14 protein-coding genes are annotated in these 17,087 nt (G+C 62.2%); 5 read left to right on the forward strand and 9 right to left on the reverse strand.

Annotation, left to right across the window (positions count from 1 at the left end; all coding sequences use genetic code 11):
- Nucleotides 1-124 precede the first annotated feature (124 nt).
- From HT585_RS14570 to pcaF, 3 genes are read left to right on the forward strand one after another with little or no spacing between them, the layout of a single operon-like run.
- Nucleotides 125-985 (forward strand): CoA transferase subunit A, encoded by an 861-nt coding sequence (locus HT585_RS14570; protein ID WP_176353617.1) that lies wholly within the window; start codon nucleotides 125-127, stop codon nucleotides 983-985.
- Nucleotides 986-995: 10 nt separating this feature from the next.
- Nucleotides 996-1,778 (forward strand): CoA-transferase subunit beta, encoded by a 783-nt coding sequence (locus tag HT585_RS14575; RefSeq protein ID WP_176353618.1) that lies wholly within the window; start codon nucleotides 996-998, stop codon nucleotides 1,776-1,778.
- Nucleotides 1,778-2,983 (forward strand): 3-oxoadipyl-CoA thiolase, encoded by a 1,206-nt coding sequence (gene pcaF, locus HT585_RS14580; protein ID WP_176353619.1) that lies wholly within the window; start codon nucleotides 1,778-1,780, stop codon nucleotides 2,981-2,983. Before HT585_RS14575 ends, pcaF begins: the two co-directional genes overlap by 1 nt.
- Before the next feature lie 98 nt (nucleotides 2,984-3,081).
- Here the strand turns inward: pcaF and HT585_RS14585 are convergent, their stop codons facing one another.
- A complete protein-coding gene (locus HT585_RS14585; RefSeq protein WP_176353620.1) occupies nucleotides 3,082-3,579 on the reverse strand; it encodes a DUF2165 family protein in 498 nt (165 codons plus the stop codon).
- A 254-nt stretch (nucleotides 3,580-3,833) separates the two neighbouring features.
- On the opposite strand from HT585_RS14585, the gene HT585_RS14590 reads away from it, so the two are divergent.
- Together HT585_RS14590 and HT585_RS14595 are read left to right on the forward strand one after the other, a co-directional pair.
- On the forward strand, nucleotides 3,834-4,217 hold the full coding sequence (locus HT585_RS14590) for an ArsR/SmtB family transcription factor (protein ID WP_176353621.1): 384 nt from the start codon (nucleotides 3,834-3,836) through the stop codon (nucleotides 4,215-4,217).
- 1 nt (nucleotide 4,218) lies between these two features.
- The gene (locus HT585_RS14595; protein WP_176353622.1) at nucleotides 4,219-4,713 is read left to right on the forward strand and encodes an SRPBCC family protein; all 495 of its coding nucleotides are present in this window, start codon (nucleotides 4,219-4,221) and stop codon (nucleotides 4,711-4,713) included.
- Nucleotides 4,714-4,758: 45 nt separating this feature from the next.
- Here the strand turns inward: HT585_RS14595 and HT585_RS14600 are convergent, their stop codons facing one another.
- The 8 genes from HT585_RS14600 to HT585_RS14635 form a co-directional block, all read right to left on the reverse strand.
- Nucleotides 4,759-6,771 carry a beta-galactosidase gene (locus HT585_RS14600; protein ID WP_176354175.1) on the reverse strand — a complete coding sequence of 671 codons (2,013 nt, stop codon included), beginning with the start codon at nucleotides 6,769-6,771 and terminating at the stop codon, nucleotides 4,759-4,761.
- Between the two features lie 128 nt (nucleotides 6,772-6,899).
- Nucleotides 6,900-7,934 (reverse strand): LacI family DNA-binding transcriptional regulator, encoded by a 1,035-nt coding sequence (locus HT585_RS14605; RefSeq protein ID WP_176353623.1) that lies wholly within the window; start codon nucleotides 7,932-7,934, stop codon nucleotides 6,900-6,902.
- Nucleotides 7,935-7,948: 14 nt separating this feature from the next.
- Nucleotides 7,949-9,652, reverse strand: coding sequence for an amylo-alpha-1,6-glucosidase (locus HT585_RS14610; RefSeq protein ID WP_176353624.1), 1,704 nt, complete (start codon nucleotides 9,650-9,652; stop codon nucleotides 7,949-7,951).
- Between the two features lie 3 nt (nucleotides 9,653-9,655).
- Nucleotides 9,656-10,468 carry a carbohydrate ABC transporter permease gene (locus tag HT585_RS14615; RefSeq protein WP_077505268.1) on the reverse strand — a complete coding sequence of 271 codons (813 nt, stop codon included), beginning with the start codon at nucleotides 10,466-10,468 and terminating at the stop codon, nucleotides 9,656-9,658.
- Complete coding sequence (locus HT585_RS14620; protein ID WP_176353625.1) at nucleotides 10,461-11,417, reverse strand: carbohydrate ABC transporter permease; 957 nt, start codon at nucleotides 11,415-11,417, stop codon at nucleotides 10,461-10,463. Before HT585_RS14620 ends, HT585_RS14615 begins: the two co-directional genes overlap by 8 nt.
- A 19-nt stretch (nucleotides 11,418-11,436) precedes the next feature.
- On the reverse strand, nucleotides 11,437-12,669 hold the full coding sequence (locus HT585_RS14625) for an ABC transporter substrate-binding protein (protein WP_176353626.1): 1,233 nt from the start codon (nucleotides 12,667-12,669) through the stop codon (nucleotides 11,437-11,439).
- Nucleotides 12,670-12,689: 20 nt separating this feature from the next.
- Nucleotides 12,690-13,838, reverse strand: coding sequence for an ABC transporter ATP-binding protein (locus HT585_RS14630; RefSeq protein ID WP_176353627.1), 1,149 nt, complete (start codon nucleotides 13,836-13,838; stop codon nucleotides 12,690-12,692).
- A gap of 202 nt (nucleotides 13,839-14,040) precedes the next feature.
- A complete protein-coding gene (locus HT585_RS14635; protein ID WP_176353628.1) occupies nucleotides 14,041-17,073 on the reverse strand; it encodes an aminotransferase class III-fold pyridoxal phosphate-dependent enzyme in 3,033 nt (1,010 codons plus the stop codon).
- Between the last annotated feature and the right edge of the window lie 14 nt (nucleotides 17,074-17,087).

Below are 17,087 nucleotides of genomic sequence, written 5' to 3' on the forward strand. Positions count from 1 at the left end.
CCCATGCTTGCCGACGCCGAGATGATGTTGCCGGGACAGTAACCCCACCAGCACTTCACCAACCGGCTGCACAAAACGCGCGCCCGCCGACAGGTGGCAACGCTCAGATCAGAAGAGAGGAAACATGGCGAAGATCGTTTCGCTCGCCGAGGCAATCGGCGAGAATGTCAGGGATGGCGACACCGTCGCCATGGAAGGCTTTACCCATCTGATCCCCTATGCCGCCGGGCACGAGGTGATCCGCCAGGGGCGCAAGGACCTGTTCCTCGTGCGTATGACGCCGGACATCCTCTATGACCAGCTGATCGGCGTTGGTGCGGCCCGTGGCATGAAATTCTCCTGGGGCGGCAATCCCGGCGTCGGCTCCCTGCACCGCTTCCGCGATGCGGTTGAAAACCAATGGCCGCGGCCGCTCGAAATCGAAGAACATTCCCATGCGGCGATGGCCAATGCCTATGAGGCAGGTGCGGCCAACCTGCCGTTTGCGATGCTGCGCGGATATATCGGCGCCGACCTCCCCAAGGTGAACCCGAACATCAAATCTGTCACCTGCCCGTTTACCTCGGAAGTGCTTGCTGCTGTTCCGGCAATCCGGCCCGACGTCACCATCATCCATGCCCAGCGCGCCGATCGGAAGGGCAATGTGCTGATCGAGGGCATCGTCGGCGTGCAGAAGGAGGCGGTGCTAGCAGCCAGGCGTTCGATCGTCACTGTCGAGGAAATCGTCGACGAGCTTGCGCCACCATCGCCGAACTCCGTTGTGCTGCCTACCTGGGCGGTGACCGCCATCAGCCATGTGCCGGGCGGCGCCTTCCCCTCCTATGCCCACGGCTATTATCCGCGCTCGAACGCCTTCTACATCGGCTGGGACGACATCGCCCGCGACCGCGAGAGTTTTACGGCCTGGATCAAGGAGAACGTGCTGGACGCACGGCCTGAAGACTTTGCACGACACGCCGGCAAGGCGCCGGCAAAGGCCGCTTGAGGAGGCGATGATGACGGATTTCACCCCCACCGAAATGATGACCATCGCCGCATCGCGCGAACTCTCCAACGACGACGTCTGCTTTGTCGGCATCGGCGCGCCATCGGCCGCCTGCAACGTGGCGCGGCTGACCCACGCGCCCGACATCACCCTGATCTATGAGAGCGGAACCGTCGGCACCAGGCCGGACGTGCTGCCGCTGTCGATCGGCGACGGCGAGCTTTGCGATACGGCCCTTTTCACAGTCTCGGTGCCGGAAATGTTTCGCTACTGGCTCCAGGGCGGCCGCATCACCACCGGGTTTCTCGGCGGCGCGCAGATCGACAAGTTCGCCAATCTCAACACCACGGTCGTCGGGTCCTACGACCACCCGAAGGTTCGCCTGCCGGGCGGCGGTGGCGCGCCGGAGATCGCGTCGAATTGTGGTCGTATCTTCATCACCATGGCACTCTCCAAGCGCGGTTTCGTTGAAAAGCTGCCCTTCATCACCTCGATGGGCCATGGAGAAGGTGGCGATCATCGCGAGCGGCTCGGCATGAAGACCAAGGGACCGACCCGCGTCATTACCGATCTCTGCATTCTGGAGCCCGATGCCGTCAGCAAGGAACTGACGGTCGTGTCGATCCATGACGGCGTCACGCGCGAGCAGATTGTCGACAATTGCGGCTGGCCGATCAAGTTTGCCGACCAGGTGATCGCGACCCCGGTGCCGACCGAAATCGAGCTGACGACGCTTCGCGACATCAATGCGCGCACCAAGAAGGCCCATCAGGGCGACAGGGAGGCCGCATGATGGCTGACGCCTATATCTGCGATTACATCCGCACACCGATCGGTCGCTTCGGCGGCGCGCTCTCGTCGGTCAGGGCAGACGACCTTGGGGCCATACCGCTGAAGGCCCTGATCGAACGCAACCCTTCTGTCGACTGGGAAGCGGTCGATGACGTCATTTTCGGTTGCGCCAACCAGGCCGGCGAAGACAACCGCAACGTCGCGCGCATGTCGCTGCTTCTGGCCGGGCTGCCGGCAAGCGTGACGGGCACCACCATCAACCGTCTCTGCGGTTCGGGCATGGACGCCGTCATCGCGGCAGCGCGCGCCATCAAGGCGGGTGAAGCCGAGCTGATGATATCAGGCGGTGTCGAGAGCATGTCGCGGGCACCCTTCGTCATGCCGAAGGCGGAGAGCGCTTTTTCCCGCTCTGCGGAGATCTACGACACCACGATCGGCTGGCGCTTCGTCAACCCGCTGATGAAGAAACAATATGGCGTCGATTCCATGCCAGAGACCGGCGAAAACGTTGCCGAAGACTTCAATGTGAGCCGTGAAGATCAGGACGCCTTTGCCGTGCGCAGCCAGGCAAAAGCGGCGGCCGCGCAAGCGAGCGGTCGACTGGCAAGGGAGATCGTTGCCGTCACCATCCCGCAGCGCAAGGGCGAGCCGACGATAGTCGAGAAGGACGAACATCCGCGTGCGACGACGATGGAGGCACTTGCCAAGCTCGGCACGCCCTTCAGGAAAGAGGGTGGTACGGTTACCGCCGGCAACGCCTCCGGCGTCAACGACGGTGCTGTGGCACTGATCATCGCTTCGGAGGCGGCGGCCAAGAGACACGGTCTTACGCCGATTGCCCGTATCCTCGGGGGCGCAACCGCCGGCGTCGCACCGCGCATAATGGGCTTCGGCCCGGCTCCGGCCTCGAAGAAATTGATGGCGCGCCTGGGTCTGACGCAGGAACAGTTCGATGTCATCGAACTCAACGAGGCCTTTGCCTCGCAAGGGCTGGCGACGCTGCGCGATCTCGGCATTGCCGACGACGACGGTCGCGTCAACCGCAACGGCGGCGCCATTGCGCTCGGTCACCCGCTCGGCATGTCCGGTGCCCGCATCACCGGGACGGCGGCGCTGGAACTGGCCGAGACGGGTGGACGTTACAGCCTTTCGACCATGTGCATCGGCGTCGGCCAGGGCATCGCGGTAGCACTCGAGCGGGTCTGAAGATTGACGGGCAAAAGTGTGTTTTCGGTCTCGCGATAGCAATACAGCCAGACCGAGCGCAATTCGGGAGCCGTCCAATGACGGCTCCCCTCTTTAACTCACACGGTCTCTTCGTCGCGCTGCGCCAGGAAGATCAACACCAGCAGAATGGTAATGAAAAAGCGGAAGGCATCGGGAACGCCGTTCCATTGCTTCGACATCCACATGCCGAACCATTCACCGCCGACCGACATGAAGCCGACCTGCCAGACGAGGAAGCCGAGCGTGAGGCCTGATATCGCCACGGTCTTCGCCCGGTTGAACTCGCGCGCGCCACCATTGAGGTTGGTGGCCAGCCGGTAGGCGCCCAGCCAGCAAAGTAGCGCCGTCAGAGTCTCAGCCGCGATGATCGCGATATAGAACACGTTGTGCAGCACCGGACTGGTGATGGCGCGATATTTGATCGTCGCGTCGGGAAAGATCGTATCCATCATCATCACATGCTGAACGAAGGCGAAGTTCGTTGCGTAGTCGGTGATGTTGCCGAAGGCGACGAGCGTTGAGAACAAGGCGATTGCAGCGACGGCTGCGGTTTTGGCAATTCGAATGATTTTCATTTCCGGTACTCCTGTCCACTGCCGGCACACCCGAAATCCGGGCCGAATCCTACCGGCATCAGTCCAGCCATAGCCCGCCGGCAGCAACGAGCGGGACTGTAACACGCCCCCTCCACAACTTGCAGGATGATGCATATGCACTCCGACAGCGACGCCAGCAGAACATGCGGCGATCTTGCCGCTCGCTTGCAGTCTTGACTTCCGTCGCGAAAGACAACATAACCATTCAGTTCTAAAACTTATTGGTTATATAAATGACCCCATCCGAACGCCTCGACGCCACCTTTGCCGCTCTTGCCGATCCGACACGACGAGCCATCCTTTCCCGTCTGGCGCTGGGCGAGGCTTCGGTTCTCGAACTTGCCGAACCCTTCGCCATGAGCCAGCCGGCGGTGTCGAAGCACCTGAAGGTGCTGGAGCGCGCCGGATTGGTCTCGCGCAGCCGCGATGCGCAGCGCCGTCCCTGTCGCATCGAGATCGTTCCACTGACCGAGGTAACCGACTGGCTGGCGGAGTATCGCAAGCTTTGGCAAGCGAACTTTGCCCGTCTCGACACACTGCTTGAGGAAATGAAGGCCGATGCCGCCTCACAAGCATCGGCAATGAACCCCACCGATTTCACGACGAAGGAGGACTGACATGCGTGCAACGTCCAACAAACTGGTCGTCACAGCCCACGGCGACCGCGAAATTCGCATTATCCGCACGTTTGACGCACCGCGCCGGCTGGTTTTCGACGCCTTCACCAAACCGGCGCTCGTCAAGCGCTGGCTGACCGGCCCGGACGGCTGGTCGCTACCCGTCTGCGAAATCGATCTGAAACCCGGTGGAACGTTTCGCTACGTCTGGAAGAACACGGAAGGCACGGAGATGGGCATGGGCGGCACCTACCGCGAGATCGATGCGCCGGACCGGATCGTCCATGACGAACTCTTCGACGAGGACTGGACCGGTGGCCAGGCCGAGGTGACGACCCTCTTCGTCGAGGATGGTGGGCGCACCACGGTGACGACATCCGTCGTCTACTCCTCCACGGAAGCGCGCGATGCGGTTCTCAAGTCACCGATGGAGAGCGGCATTGCGATCGGCTACGATCGCCTTGAAGGCATTCTTGCCTCCGAACCAGTGAAATAGTCATGGAATGACCATGGGCGGATTGATCCGCCCATGGTCCAATTCTCATTCCGTCCAGATTGCAACGTCGACGGGGCCGAGCTTGCGTGCCCCGACATGGAAGATCGCGCCAGTACCGGCCGGCACTTCGGCCGCCTCCTTGCCGTAGTTGAAGGCGAAGTTGAGCTTGCCGCGGCGGGTGATGCGCAGGTCGCCGAGATCGGCGAGCGCTTCGACCGAAGCCCAGCCGAGCGCATCATTGATCACCTTCTTCAAGAGATCGCCCTGGGCAGCCGCCGCCATGTAACGCGCCTTGTCGTTGCCGACCAGCGCCGGGGCGCCATTACGGTATTCGCCTTCGAAGGTCGCCAGAACCGTTTCGCTCGTGCGCACCGTCTCCCGCCAGATGCCGGACGGGTAGGTCTCGTTGCCGTAGAGCACGGTCTCACCGTGGAACTCCGGCAGGGATTCGACCCGCGCGACACTGACGTCGATGAGGGCTGCAAGCGGGCCTGGCGGCAAGCCTTCGGGAATGTGCATGTCCTCAGTCTTGCTGCCGCTGCGCGGTCCGAACAACACCTTGGCCTCGGACTTCGCCAGCTTCTCGACAAAGGCCTGATTGGCGATGACAAGGTCTGGCGCCAGCACCAGCTGGTAGCCGTCGAGGTCGGAATGTTGGCCGATGAAATCGACATCGACGCCGAGGCGCGAGACGGTCGAGTACCAGTCGAGCGCCGTCGCCGCGGCCGAATAGGTCCGACCCTGCGGCAGGGCGCGCGTCGCCCAACGCGAGTTGTAGTCGAGCAGGATCGCGACCTTGGCCTTGCCCCGCGCCTCGCCCTTCGGCAGCCGCTTCATCTCCTCCGCAACCTGCGCCACTTCGAGATAGCCCTGGTCGGGCTCGCTGTTGGGAAGCAGGAGGCCGGCATGGAACTGTTCCTGTGCAAACGGCACCTGCCGCCAGCGGAAATAGGAGACCATGTCGACGCCATGCGCATAGGCAAGCCAGGTCCAGAGCCGCACCATGCCATCGGCCGGCGACTGATTGTGCGCCGCCCAGTTGACCGGCCCGGGTTGCTGCTCCATCACCCAGACGCGGCCGCGGCCGACGGAGCGGTAGAGATCGTGGTTGAAGGCCGGCTGGTCCGGATCGCCGACGCGCAGGTAGCGCCCCTTGTCCTCCGTTGAGAGGCGGCCGTTCAACAGCCCGCCCATCGGATAGACGTCCCAGGAGGCGATATCGATGTCTTCTCCGACCTTGTAGTGGTCGAAGTCGGTGTTGTGCGACATGAAATTGTGCGTGACCGGGCGGCCGGGCGCGTGACTGCGGATGATGTCGACCTGCGCCTTGTTGAAGCTCTTCACCTGGTCGGACGAGAAGCGGATGAAGTCGACGATATGCGTCGGGCTCGGCTCCTCGACGAGATTGTTTGGCAGTTCGACCTCGTCAAAGCTGTTGTAATTCATCGCCCAGAAGGCCGTACCCCAGGCGCGGTTCAGCTCGTCGGTTGTGCCGTAGCGCTCGGCGAGCCACAGGCGAAACGCCCGCTCGGCCTCCGCGGAATAGCTGTAGATCGTGTCGTGATCGCCATATTCGTTGTCCGTCTGCCACGCATGAACGAAGACGTGTCTGCCGTAGCGTTCGGCCATGGCCTCGGTAATGCGGGCGGCCTCGACACGGTAGGTGCGGCTGGAGAAGCAATAGTGGCGACGGGCGCCGAACTTGCGCACCACGCCATTGACGTCGACCGGCAGGATGTCGGGATGACGATCGATCAGCCACTTCGGCGGTGCGGCGGTCGGCGTGCCCAGGATGACCTTCAGGCCGGCACGGCCGAGCACGTCGATCGCATCATCAAGCCATTCCCAATGGAACTCGCCCGACCGCGGCTCGATCTTCGCCCAGGCGAACTCGCCGATGCGCACCCAGGCAAGCCCGAGCTCAACCATGCGGCGGGCGTCGTCTTCCCATTTCTCGCGCGGCCACTGCTCCGGATAGTAGCAGACGCCGAGTTCGAGCATGTCGGTCTCCTGCTTGTCGGCGTTGAAACGGTTCGGTCGCGTCAGGGGCATATGCAAGATCGGGTCCTTCGTCATGCTCTCGGCCGGTCTTACCCGGCGCTTCGTCTTCGATGCGAGCGCTCGTGGAGATATAAACGTTTATATCATCAGGCGCAGTCGTGTGGTTTTCGGGTCGTCGTTCGTGTTCAGCGGATTGCGGTCAGGCGGTCGTCGCAGCGCTCGATCAGCTTCGGCATCAACAGCGTCTGCAACGCCTCCGGCGGCTCGCCTTCCATCCGGCGAAGAATGTAGGCGCCGAGCAGGCTGCTCGGCTCGCTGATCGGCAGGTAATAGGTGGTGATCGGCGGCGCAAAATACTGGCTGACATTGAGATCGTCAGTGGCATTGATGACGGCGTCGCGGCCATGCACGAGGCCGCGTTCGTGGAAGCCGGAGAAGGCGCCGAGCGCGGAGGCCTCGTTGGCGCAGATATAGGCGGTCGGTGGGTTGGAAAGATCCGACATCGTCAGCACGTTTTCACGTCCGAAGGCCGGCGTCAGCCGCCCATGCGCGACGAGCGCCGGATCGAAGGGCAGGCCGGCGGTCTCGAGCGCGCGGCGGTAGCTCTCGAACCGGGTGATGCCGTAGCTCAAATCCGACAACGGGTTAAGGAGCGCGATGCGGCGGTGGCCACGCTCGACCAGCCGCGCCATCGAAACGCGGATCATCTGCTCGTTGTCGGCATCAACATAGGCATGCGGCGCGTTGTGAACGCTGGTGCCGTAGGTGACGAAGGGGAAGTCGGCTGCCTGCATCGTGCGGATGCGCGGATCGTCGGCGCGTGTGCCCGAGATGATGATGCCGTCGGCCTTCTTCAGCGACACGATCTGCTTGATGATCGCCTGGCTTTCGTCGAAATTCCGGACGGCATAGAGCGAGACCCGGTAGGGGCTGTCTTCCAGCGCCCAGGAGATGCCGCTCAAGAGTTGGGCGTATTCCACGCCTTCCCACTCGTTCTGCTTCGGCCCCGGCGCCGTCATGATCGCAGCGACCTGATAGGTCTTGCCGGTGCGCAGCTGCACGCCATGCATGTTCAGTTCGTAGCCGACCCGCTCTGCCGCCTCGATCACGATCGCGCGTGTTTCCGGGCGCACCTGAGGCGAATGCTTCAGGGCCTTGGACACCGTGGCAATCGACAGCCCCGTTTCCTGCGCAATGGTCTTGATCGTCGGTCTCTGCATGGCGTCTCGGCTCGTCACGGGTTGTCGTCGCTGAGCGATGCCGCCAGCAGGAGATATACTGCGGATGTCCAGGCGAATGCCCGATCGCGAAGGCCCCTCCCCGACCGCGCATCGAAGTTTTCGGCCATACCGCTTTTGCTGGCCAGTGAACAGAACTTTTCCGCGATTTCGCGCGTCAGCTCAATCTCCCCTTGTCGGCGAAGACCGTCCCAGAGAAGCAGCGTGGTTGGCGCCCAGATCGGGCCGCGCCAGTAGCCGTCATCCTCGTAGAACGGACTTTCAGGGCTTTCTGTCGCCGGCCCCCACGCGGTGATGAAACCGCCGGAAGCCAGACGCGCGACCAGTTTTTCGCGCATTTGTGTCGGCAGGCGCGCGCCCAGCAACAGCGGCATGAACTGGATCAGGTTTTCGCCCGGCAGGATTGGGTCCGGCGCGCCCGCAAGCCGTGCGCCAAAGGTTTCGCCGGTCCAGAGCCGTTCGAACAGCAGCGCCTGCAAGGCGTCCGCCTTGACGCTCCATTCGGCAGCACGGACCGGATCGCTCTCCAGCAAGGTCGCAAGCGTCTCGCAGGCAAGAATGAGGAACACCGGCAGATCCGGCGAGATCACCGGACCGCCTTCAGCAAAGAAGGTCGCATTGTCCCAACCGCTGTCGTTGCCGTGGAAATAGCTTGGCAACGACGTTGCGTCGGGGCGGGCATAGGTCAGCCAGTAGTCGACCTGCTTGGCGATAGCACTGCGCAGGTATTCCCGGCGCTCGGTGGTCAGGAAATCCGGATGCCTTGCCGCGATCAGCGACACCGCCCAGCCATGCACCGGCGGCTTGGTAAAGGCGAAGAGCACGTCACGGTCGTTGATGTAGTCTGGCAGCAGGCCGGAAGCGTCCTGATGATCGAAGATCACTGCCAACTGGTCGAAGGCGAGATCCGGATCGACCGCCGCTACGCCCAGCGCCGAAAACGCGTTGTCCCAGCTCCAGATGTTGATCATGTGGTTCTTGGACATGTAGATCGCCGGCCGCGTCAGCTGACCGCCAACCGGAACACCATTGGCCCACAGCAGGTAGCTTGCCAACCGGTGCGCCTCGTCCTGACCATATGCGCCCGCCGGCACGTTGGCGTGCCACTGCTGGAAATCGATCGTGGAGCCGGAAAGCGCATCGGCAAAGCTCTCAATCGGCGCTGTCGGCGGCACGGTACGGAAGAAATCAACATTGCCCTCGAACGGGCCCTCGCCCGATAAGGCGAAGGAAACGTCGGTCGAATGGTCGCGCTGCCAGGCGCCCGACACGGCGAGCGAGCCCGACACGGCGCGCGGAATGAACTTGACGTTTTCGACAGCGGCCACGAGGCAGTCATCGCCTGTGGGCGTGCGATAGACATAGTCGTAGCGCGACCCTTCGAGATGGAAGCGCACGCCGGCGTTCTCGCCGCTGACATGCAGCCGCTCGCCCTCACCGATGACGAAGGTCAGCGACCCAGTGCCGACGTTGGCAACCAGCCGCTCCGGCGACAACTCGAAGGTCGCCTGCGCCGGATTGCCTGCGGCATCGAGGAACTCGATGCGGCACAGACGTCCAAGCGAAGGCCGTTCGTCGCCGCCGGCGACGAAGCGCAGGTAGAGCGCGCGGGCGCCGTCGCCACCCGGCACCTTCATCATCGACAGCGTCAGAAACCGGCCCCTTCGACTGAAGGGGATATGCTCGATATCGAACAGCATCGCCTATCCCTTCACCGAAGAACCGACCGCGCCATCCATGATGTAGCGCTGGGCGACGAAGAAGAGGGCGAGCGGCGGCAGGCAGAGGATCACCGTGATCGCGGCGATCGAGGTGACGTCGACTTCATGCAGACCCTTGAACATCGAAAGCCCGAGCGTCAGCGTGTACTTCGACTGATCGTTCAGGAAGATCAGCGGCCCGAGATAGTCGTTCCAGGCGTTCATGAAGTGGAAGGTGCCGACCAGCACCAGCGCCGGCATCATCAGCGGCAGGTGGATGCGCCAGTAGATGTCGAAGGCGTTGGCGCCGTCCATGCGTGCCGCCTCGTCGATCTCCATCGGTACGGTCATGATGTACTGGCGAAGCAGGAAGACGAAGAAGGCATCGGCGAAATAGGCCGGCACGATCAGCGGCTTCAGCGTGTTGATCCAGCCGAGCATGTTGAATTCCATGTAGAGCGGAATCATCTTCACGTCCCACGGGATCATCATGGTGGCGAGCAGCACGATGAACAGCGGATCGCGGCCGGGAAAGCGGAAGCGGGCAAAGCCATAGGCAACAAGCGAGCTCGAGATCAGCTGCCCGATCGTCGAAAACACCACGACGATGAGAGAGTTGGTCAGATAGGTGCCGAAGGGCTGCTTGTTCCAGGCGGCGGCAAAATTCTCCCAATGCCATTCCGACGGCCAGAACACCGGTGGGAACTGGTAGAGATCGGCGGTGCTTTTGATCGCCGTCATGAAGGTCCAGTAGAACGGCGCGATGAACAGCGCCGAAAGCAGGATCAGCGCGGAATAGAGCAGCGTCTTACGCATGGCCGTCTCCATCGTTCTGGCGAACTTCGCCTTCGTAGTAGACCCAGGCAGCCGACCAGCGCATGACGCCGAGGCTCAGCGCCAGGACGATGATGAACATCACCCAGGAGCCGGCAGCGGCATAACCCATGTCGAAATATTTGAAGGCGTTGTCGTAGATGTACATGGCAAAGAAATAGGTGGAGCCGAGCGGGCCGCCCTTGGTCAGAAGCAGGGCGATGGTCAGCTGCTGGAAGGCCGAAATGATCGAGGTGATGAAGGTAAAGAGCAGCATCGGCCCGAGCATCGGCAGGGTGATGAACAGCATCTGCGCCCAGCCGGGAACGCCCGACACGGTCGCTGCCTCATAGAGCTCCTTCGGGATGGCTTTGAGCCCGGTCAGAAGGATCAGCATGGTGCCGCCGAGACCCCAGAGGCTGGCGATGATGATCGCGACGATCGCCAGATTCGGATCGCCGAGCCAGTTCGGGCCGTCGATGCCGACGAGCGACAGCATGAAGTTCAGGAGGCCGTATTCCTTGCTGTAGATCCAGCTCCAGATCGTCACCAGGGCGACGCCGGATATGACGCTCGGCAGGTAGAATGCGGTGCGGAAGAATCCGCTGGCAAAGGTGATGTTGTGCAACATCATCGCCAGCAGGAACGACATGACGATGTTGAACGGCACGTAGATCGCCGCAAACTTCACCGTGATCCAGAGACTTTCCCAGAACTGGGGATCGTCCGATATCATTGTACGGTAGTTGTCGAGACCGACGAAGGTCCGCTCGCCGACAACAGGCCAGTCGTAGAAGCTCATCGTCAGCGAGAACACGAGCGGCCCGAGCGTGAAGAACAGGAACCCGAGGATCCACGGGGAGATGAACAGATAGGGCGCGGCATGGCGCGCGATGGCGGAGCGCTTGCGCCTTGCCATCTTGGGCTCTGCCCCGGCATAGGTCATATCCATCTCCCCGTACTCCCTTTGCTTACTTGATCAACCGCTTGGAACGGCTGACGGCATCATCGAGATGCTGCTTGGCGTTGCCTTGGTCGATCATGGTTGCTTCGATGGCGCGCGCAAGATTGTCCTGCACCTTGCCCCAGTTGACGTTCTTCAGGAACGCGTGGGTTTCGGTGTTGGAGGTGCCAAGAATGTCGAAGAACGGCTTGTAGATCGGGTCCGTCGTCATCCCTTTTTCTTCGGCGACGCTGGTGCGAACCGGCAGGTCGTTGACACGCATGGCAACGGCCTCAGGCGACGAGAAGAACTTGACGAACTCCCAGGCGAGGTCGGCATGCGCCGCATCCTTGGCGATCGAGATCGCCGAAACGCCGAGTGCGGAATGGGCGGTCTTGTCGCCGAACTTTGGCAGCGGCGCCACGCCGTACTTGATGCCCGACGAGTCGATACCGGACTTCGACCACATGGCGCTCTGGAACATGGCGATCTTGCCGCCCTTGAACAGCGTGCTGCCCGAGGTGTCGTCGCCGAGGTTGAGCGTGATCGCTTCCTGCTTCTTGGCCATGTCGCCGAACATGTCGAGCACCTGCGCGGCCGCATCGCTGTTCATGTAGCCGTCGATCTGCTTGCCATCGTCGGAAATGTACTTGGTGCCGTTCGACCAGAGGAACTGCTCGAAATCGTATGGATCCGGCTTGGCGTCGACGGCAAAGCCATAGACCTTGTTCGGCTCGTCACGGAACTTGGCGGCCTTGGCGCGCAGGTCGTCCCAGGTCCAGCCGTCCTTCGGCTCCTCGACGCCGGCTTTGGCGAACATGTCCTTGTTGTAGAAGACCACCTGCGTGGTGAAGCCCGAGGGCATGCCGTAGGTCTTGCCGTCAACACGCGTCGTGTTCATCAGGCCCTTGGGGAAATCGTCCGGCTTCACGTCTGCGGCGTCGCGCGCGATCAGATCGTCGAGCGGCATCAGCGAGGTGTAGTACTGCGGGAAATTCCACATATACATGACGTCGGGCGGGCTACCCGCACCGAAGGCGGCGATCAGCTTCTGATCGTAACCGTCGGCATAGGGTTCGACCTGAACCTTCACGCCCGGGTGCTTTTCCTCGAACTTCTTGGCGATTGCCTGCTGGATCGCCAGGCTCTCGTCCGTGTCCCAGGTGGCAAAGCGCAAGGTCTCCTCCGCGCGGGCCGTGGCAACGCCGGCCATCGCCAATACCATGAGCGAGCCGATGAGCGACTTCGTCTTGTTCTGCATGCTTCTCCTCCTCATTCGGGTCACGCGACCCTTTTGCTTTTTTCCTGATTGATCAGCATCTGCGTCTCGGGATCGAGTGCGCGCGCAATCGCCTTGCCGTCGGCATCGAACAGGTGGCAATGCTCGGCAGGGATGCGCAGATGGATGCGCTCGCGGTTCGACACAGGATGCGTGCCGCGCACGACCGCGGTCATGTCCGAGCCGTTCTCAAGGGCGATATGCACGTGGCTCTCCGTGCCGAGACGCTCGACTAGGCGAACATCGCCGACCAGATGCGCTTCCTCAGGCGAAACCAGTTCGAGCTTGTCGGGACGGATGCCGATCGTCACCGGCTTTTCCTTGGCAACGACGGTCGACGACAGCGTTTCGAGCGAAAGCTCTCGCACCAGACCGCCGCCCGAAAGCGTCAGTTCGGAACGGTCCTGGCGCACGAGATTGGCAGTGACGAAATTCATCCGCGGCGAGCCGATAAAGCCGGCAACGAAGAGGTTCGCTGGCTGGTAGAAGAGTTCGAGCGGCGTACCAAACTGGCTGACCTTACCCTTGTCCAGGACGACGACACGATCCGACAGCGTCATCGCTTCCACCTGATCGTGGGTGACGTAGATCATCGTGACGCCAAGGCGCTCGTGGAGGGCGGCAAGCTCAACGCGCATGGTCACGCGCAGGCCGGCATCGAGGTTCGACAGCGGTTCGTCGAGCAGGAACAGTTTCGGCTCGCGAACGATCGCGCGGCCGATAGCGACGCGCTGGCGCTGGCCGCCGGAGAGTTGGCGCGGCTTGCGGTGCAGAAGTTCGGAAATGCGCAGGATATCGGCGGCATTATCGACGCGGCGATCGATTTCGTCGCGCTTCATACCGTTTAGCGCCAGGCCGAAGGACAGGTTCTTGCGTACGTTCATATGGGGATAGAGCGCGTAATTCTGGAAGACCATGGCGATATCGCGCTTGGCCGAGCGCAGATCGGTGATATCGCGATCGCCAAGGTGGATCGAACCGGAATCGAGCTCTTCGAGGCCGGCGATAGAGCGCAGCAGCGTGCTCTTGCCGCAACCGGACGGCCCGAGAAAGCAGACGAACTCGCCATCGGCGATATCGAGATTTATGCCCTTCAAGACTTCGAGCGAACCAAAGCCTTTGCGCAGATTTTCAATACGGATAGCTGCCAACGGGCCCTCCCCTGATGGCGAACAGTGCGGCAGCCGGCTCATTGCCAGGCCGCCGAACGTTCGTGTTAAACGTTTATATGGACGATAAAAACGTTTAACTTCGTTGTAAAGGGAAAAAATTGGCGCTCGCGAAATTGCTGTGCACGATTAGGGCGGTCAAAAATGGCACGGCCGGTATATGACCGGCCGTATCTCATCCTGATCAATGGTTTAGTCGCCCGAGCGTGTCGTCGAGCGCTTCGAGGAAATAGTCGCAATCGGCAGCGCTGAACGGTGCCGGTGGTTTCACCTTCAGCACGTTGTGATGCGGCCCCTCACTGCTGAGCAGGATCCGGTGCTTGCGCTTCATTTCGGCGATGATGAAGTCGAGCTCGCTTGCCGCCGGCTCCAGCGTCTCGCGGTCACGTACCAGCTCAATGCCGTTGAAGAGGCCGTAGCCGCGCACGTCGCCGATGATGGCATGGCGCTTGGCCAGTGCCCGGGCGCCGTCCATCAGCCGGTCGCCGACGACCTGGCAATGATGCATCAGCCGCTCGTCGCGGATGACATCGAGCACAGCAAGGCCGATCTCGGCCGAAACCGGGTTGCCGCCGAAGGTGTTGAAGTACTCCATGCCATTGGCAAAGGACGCGGCAATCGCCTCTGTCGTGACGACGGCCGCCATCGGGTGCCCGTTGCCGATCGGCTTGCCCATGGTGACGATATCCGGGATCACCCCTTGCGTCTGGTGCGCCCACATATGGCTGCCGACGCGACCGAAGCCGACCTGCACCTCGTCGGCGAGGCAAAGACCGCCGGCGGCGCGCACATGTGCATAGGCTTCGCGCAGATACCCTTCCGGCAACGTCAGCTGTCCGCCGGTCCCCAGAATGCCCTCGCTGAAGAACAGCGCCGGCCGGCGGCCGTTGGCGGCGAGCGCCAGAACCTGACTGCGCACGTCATCGGCATATTTGCGGCCGGCGTCCGCATCACCGTAGCGATAACGGCCGCGATAGAGATCCGGCATTTCGGCAACCTTGACATGGGCCGGACGCCCCTCGCCGCCCTTGCCGGCGAACTTGTAGGGGCTGACGTCGATCATGCTCGACAAATGGCCGTGATAGGCGTGATCGACCGTGATGACGTCGCGGTTGCCGGTGTAGGCACGCGCCAACCTGAGCGCCAGATCGTTGGCCTCGCTGCCGGAATTGACGAAGAAGCAGACGTTGAGCGGATCGGGAAACAGAGCTGCCAGCCGCCTGGAATATTCGACCAGGGAATCGTGCAGATAACGGGAGTTGGTGTTGAGCTTGCCCATCTGCGTCTGCGCCGCCTTGACGATGCGCGGATTGCAATGGCCGACATGGCAGACATTGTTGACCATATCGAGCCAACGCGTGCCATCCTCGTCGATCAGGTGGGCGCCTTCGCCGCCGACGATCTTCAGCGGTGCGGCACTATAGGCGATGCTGAGCGAACGGCCGATGCGGCGATGACGCTCACGCACGAGAAAGTCCTTGTCGCGCGCGACGATGACGGAGGCCGGCACGGAGAGCCCGAGCACCACGCTCGGATCGGGGCTGACCTCACGCCAGACCTGCCACTGATCGCGCACGCCGACGCCGAACATGCGTCCCTCAAGCCCGAGATGGTCGGTCACCAGCTGGAAGTGCAGATGCGGCGCCCAGTTGCCGTTTTCTTCGGCCGCGCCAAAGACGGCAAAACGTTCACCCGTGGCGATGGGCTGACCGATCGTCAACGTCGCGAGTGTCTCGCGCGACAGATGACCGTAAAGCGTCCAGAAGATGTCGCCGGTATCGGTCGCATGTTCGAGTAGAACGGTCGGGCCGAAGCCGAAGGCGACCGCATCGTCGTGCAGGAAGGCGACCTTGCCGGCGAATGGCGCATGCACCGGCTCGCCTGCCGGCGCGAAGATATCGACGCCGAGATGGATCGAACGGCGCTCACCTGAGGTCGCCGTCTCATAGGCGTCGCCCCGATAAATCGCGCGATCCTCGCCATAGAGGCCGATGCCGAAATCGGCCTTCTGCGCACGGATATGGTCGGCGATCCGCGCCTCGGCAGCCTGGGCGTCAAGTGCCGTCCATTGGGCTGCCTCCGGGTTGGAGGCCGCAAAATCGAAGACGGCGACTTGCGGCTTCGTGACAGTCGGCTTGACGATCGCCGAGAAATCGTGGGCATTCAGCTCCAGCCAGCGCATGACACTCGCCGCATGCGCGATCGGTGCAAAACCGCAAGCGTCGCGGATGCGGGCGATAGCGACAGCGCGGTTTTCGCGCTCCAGGCGTTGAAGTTCGCGCCAGACGTCTTCCTGGCTGACAAGCAGGTAGGTGTTTTCAGGATTTTCGCGGATCTGCTTGGCCGCCATGCACATGCTGACGGCGTAGCGGGTGCGCACGAGATCGAAGATCAGATCCGCTTCGGCCTCGCTGATCGGATTTGCTCGGTGATAGGCACCGGCGAGTGCGCCAATCGTGCCGACGGCATCCCTGGCGCCGATCAGCGCATAGGCTGCAGCGACCGCAATCTCGACCACACGCCAGGTCTCGACCATATCGCCGAAATCGAGCAGGCCGCTGACGCGCCCCTCCACGTCCAAAAGCACATTGTAGTCGTTGGCGTCGTTGTGAATGACCTGGCGCGGGCAGGTTTCCAGGCTTGGAAGGACGGAAGCAGCGAACCGTTCAAGGATCGCGCGCACCGCAGCCTGCTTTTCGTCGCCATCGATCAGGTCCACATGCTGCAAATGCATGTCGGCACGGCCAATATCCCAGGCATAGATTCGCTTTGTGCCGGCATGGGCAAAACCTTCAAGGCTTCGGTCAAGCTGGCCGAGCAGCGACCCGAGCGTTTCGGCGCTGGCGGGAGTTCTGGATACGGATTTCGCCCAGATATCGCCAGGAAGCCAAGTGAGCAGCCGCGCCGTGCGCTCACCGCGCACGGTGACTTTCACTGTCGATGCACCGGTGCGGCTGAGCACAGGCTGCGACACCGGCAGATCCGGCGCCGTGTTCGCCAGGTGGTCGAGCACCGCCACCTGCATTCCGAGGTCGTCGGCATCAGCAGGCGCGTGCAGTTTGAGGAGATACTGCTCGCCGTCTTGCGCGCGGACGCGGTAGTTGAGGTCGTGCTCACCCGGGAGCGGCAATACGTCCCCTTCGAGGCCATAGGCCTCGGTGAGCAATGTGCGGATGGCCGCCAGTTCCTGCTCTGCCTTCACGTCGTTCTGTGTCATGCCTGCTGCTTGTC

It is taken from the genome of Ensifer oleiphilus (assembly GCF_013371465.1).
In the GTDB taxonomy this organism is placed as follows: Bacteria; Pseudomonadota; Alphaproteobacteria; order Rhizobiales; family Rhizobiaceae; genus Ensifer; species Ensifer oleiphilus.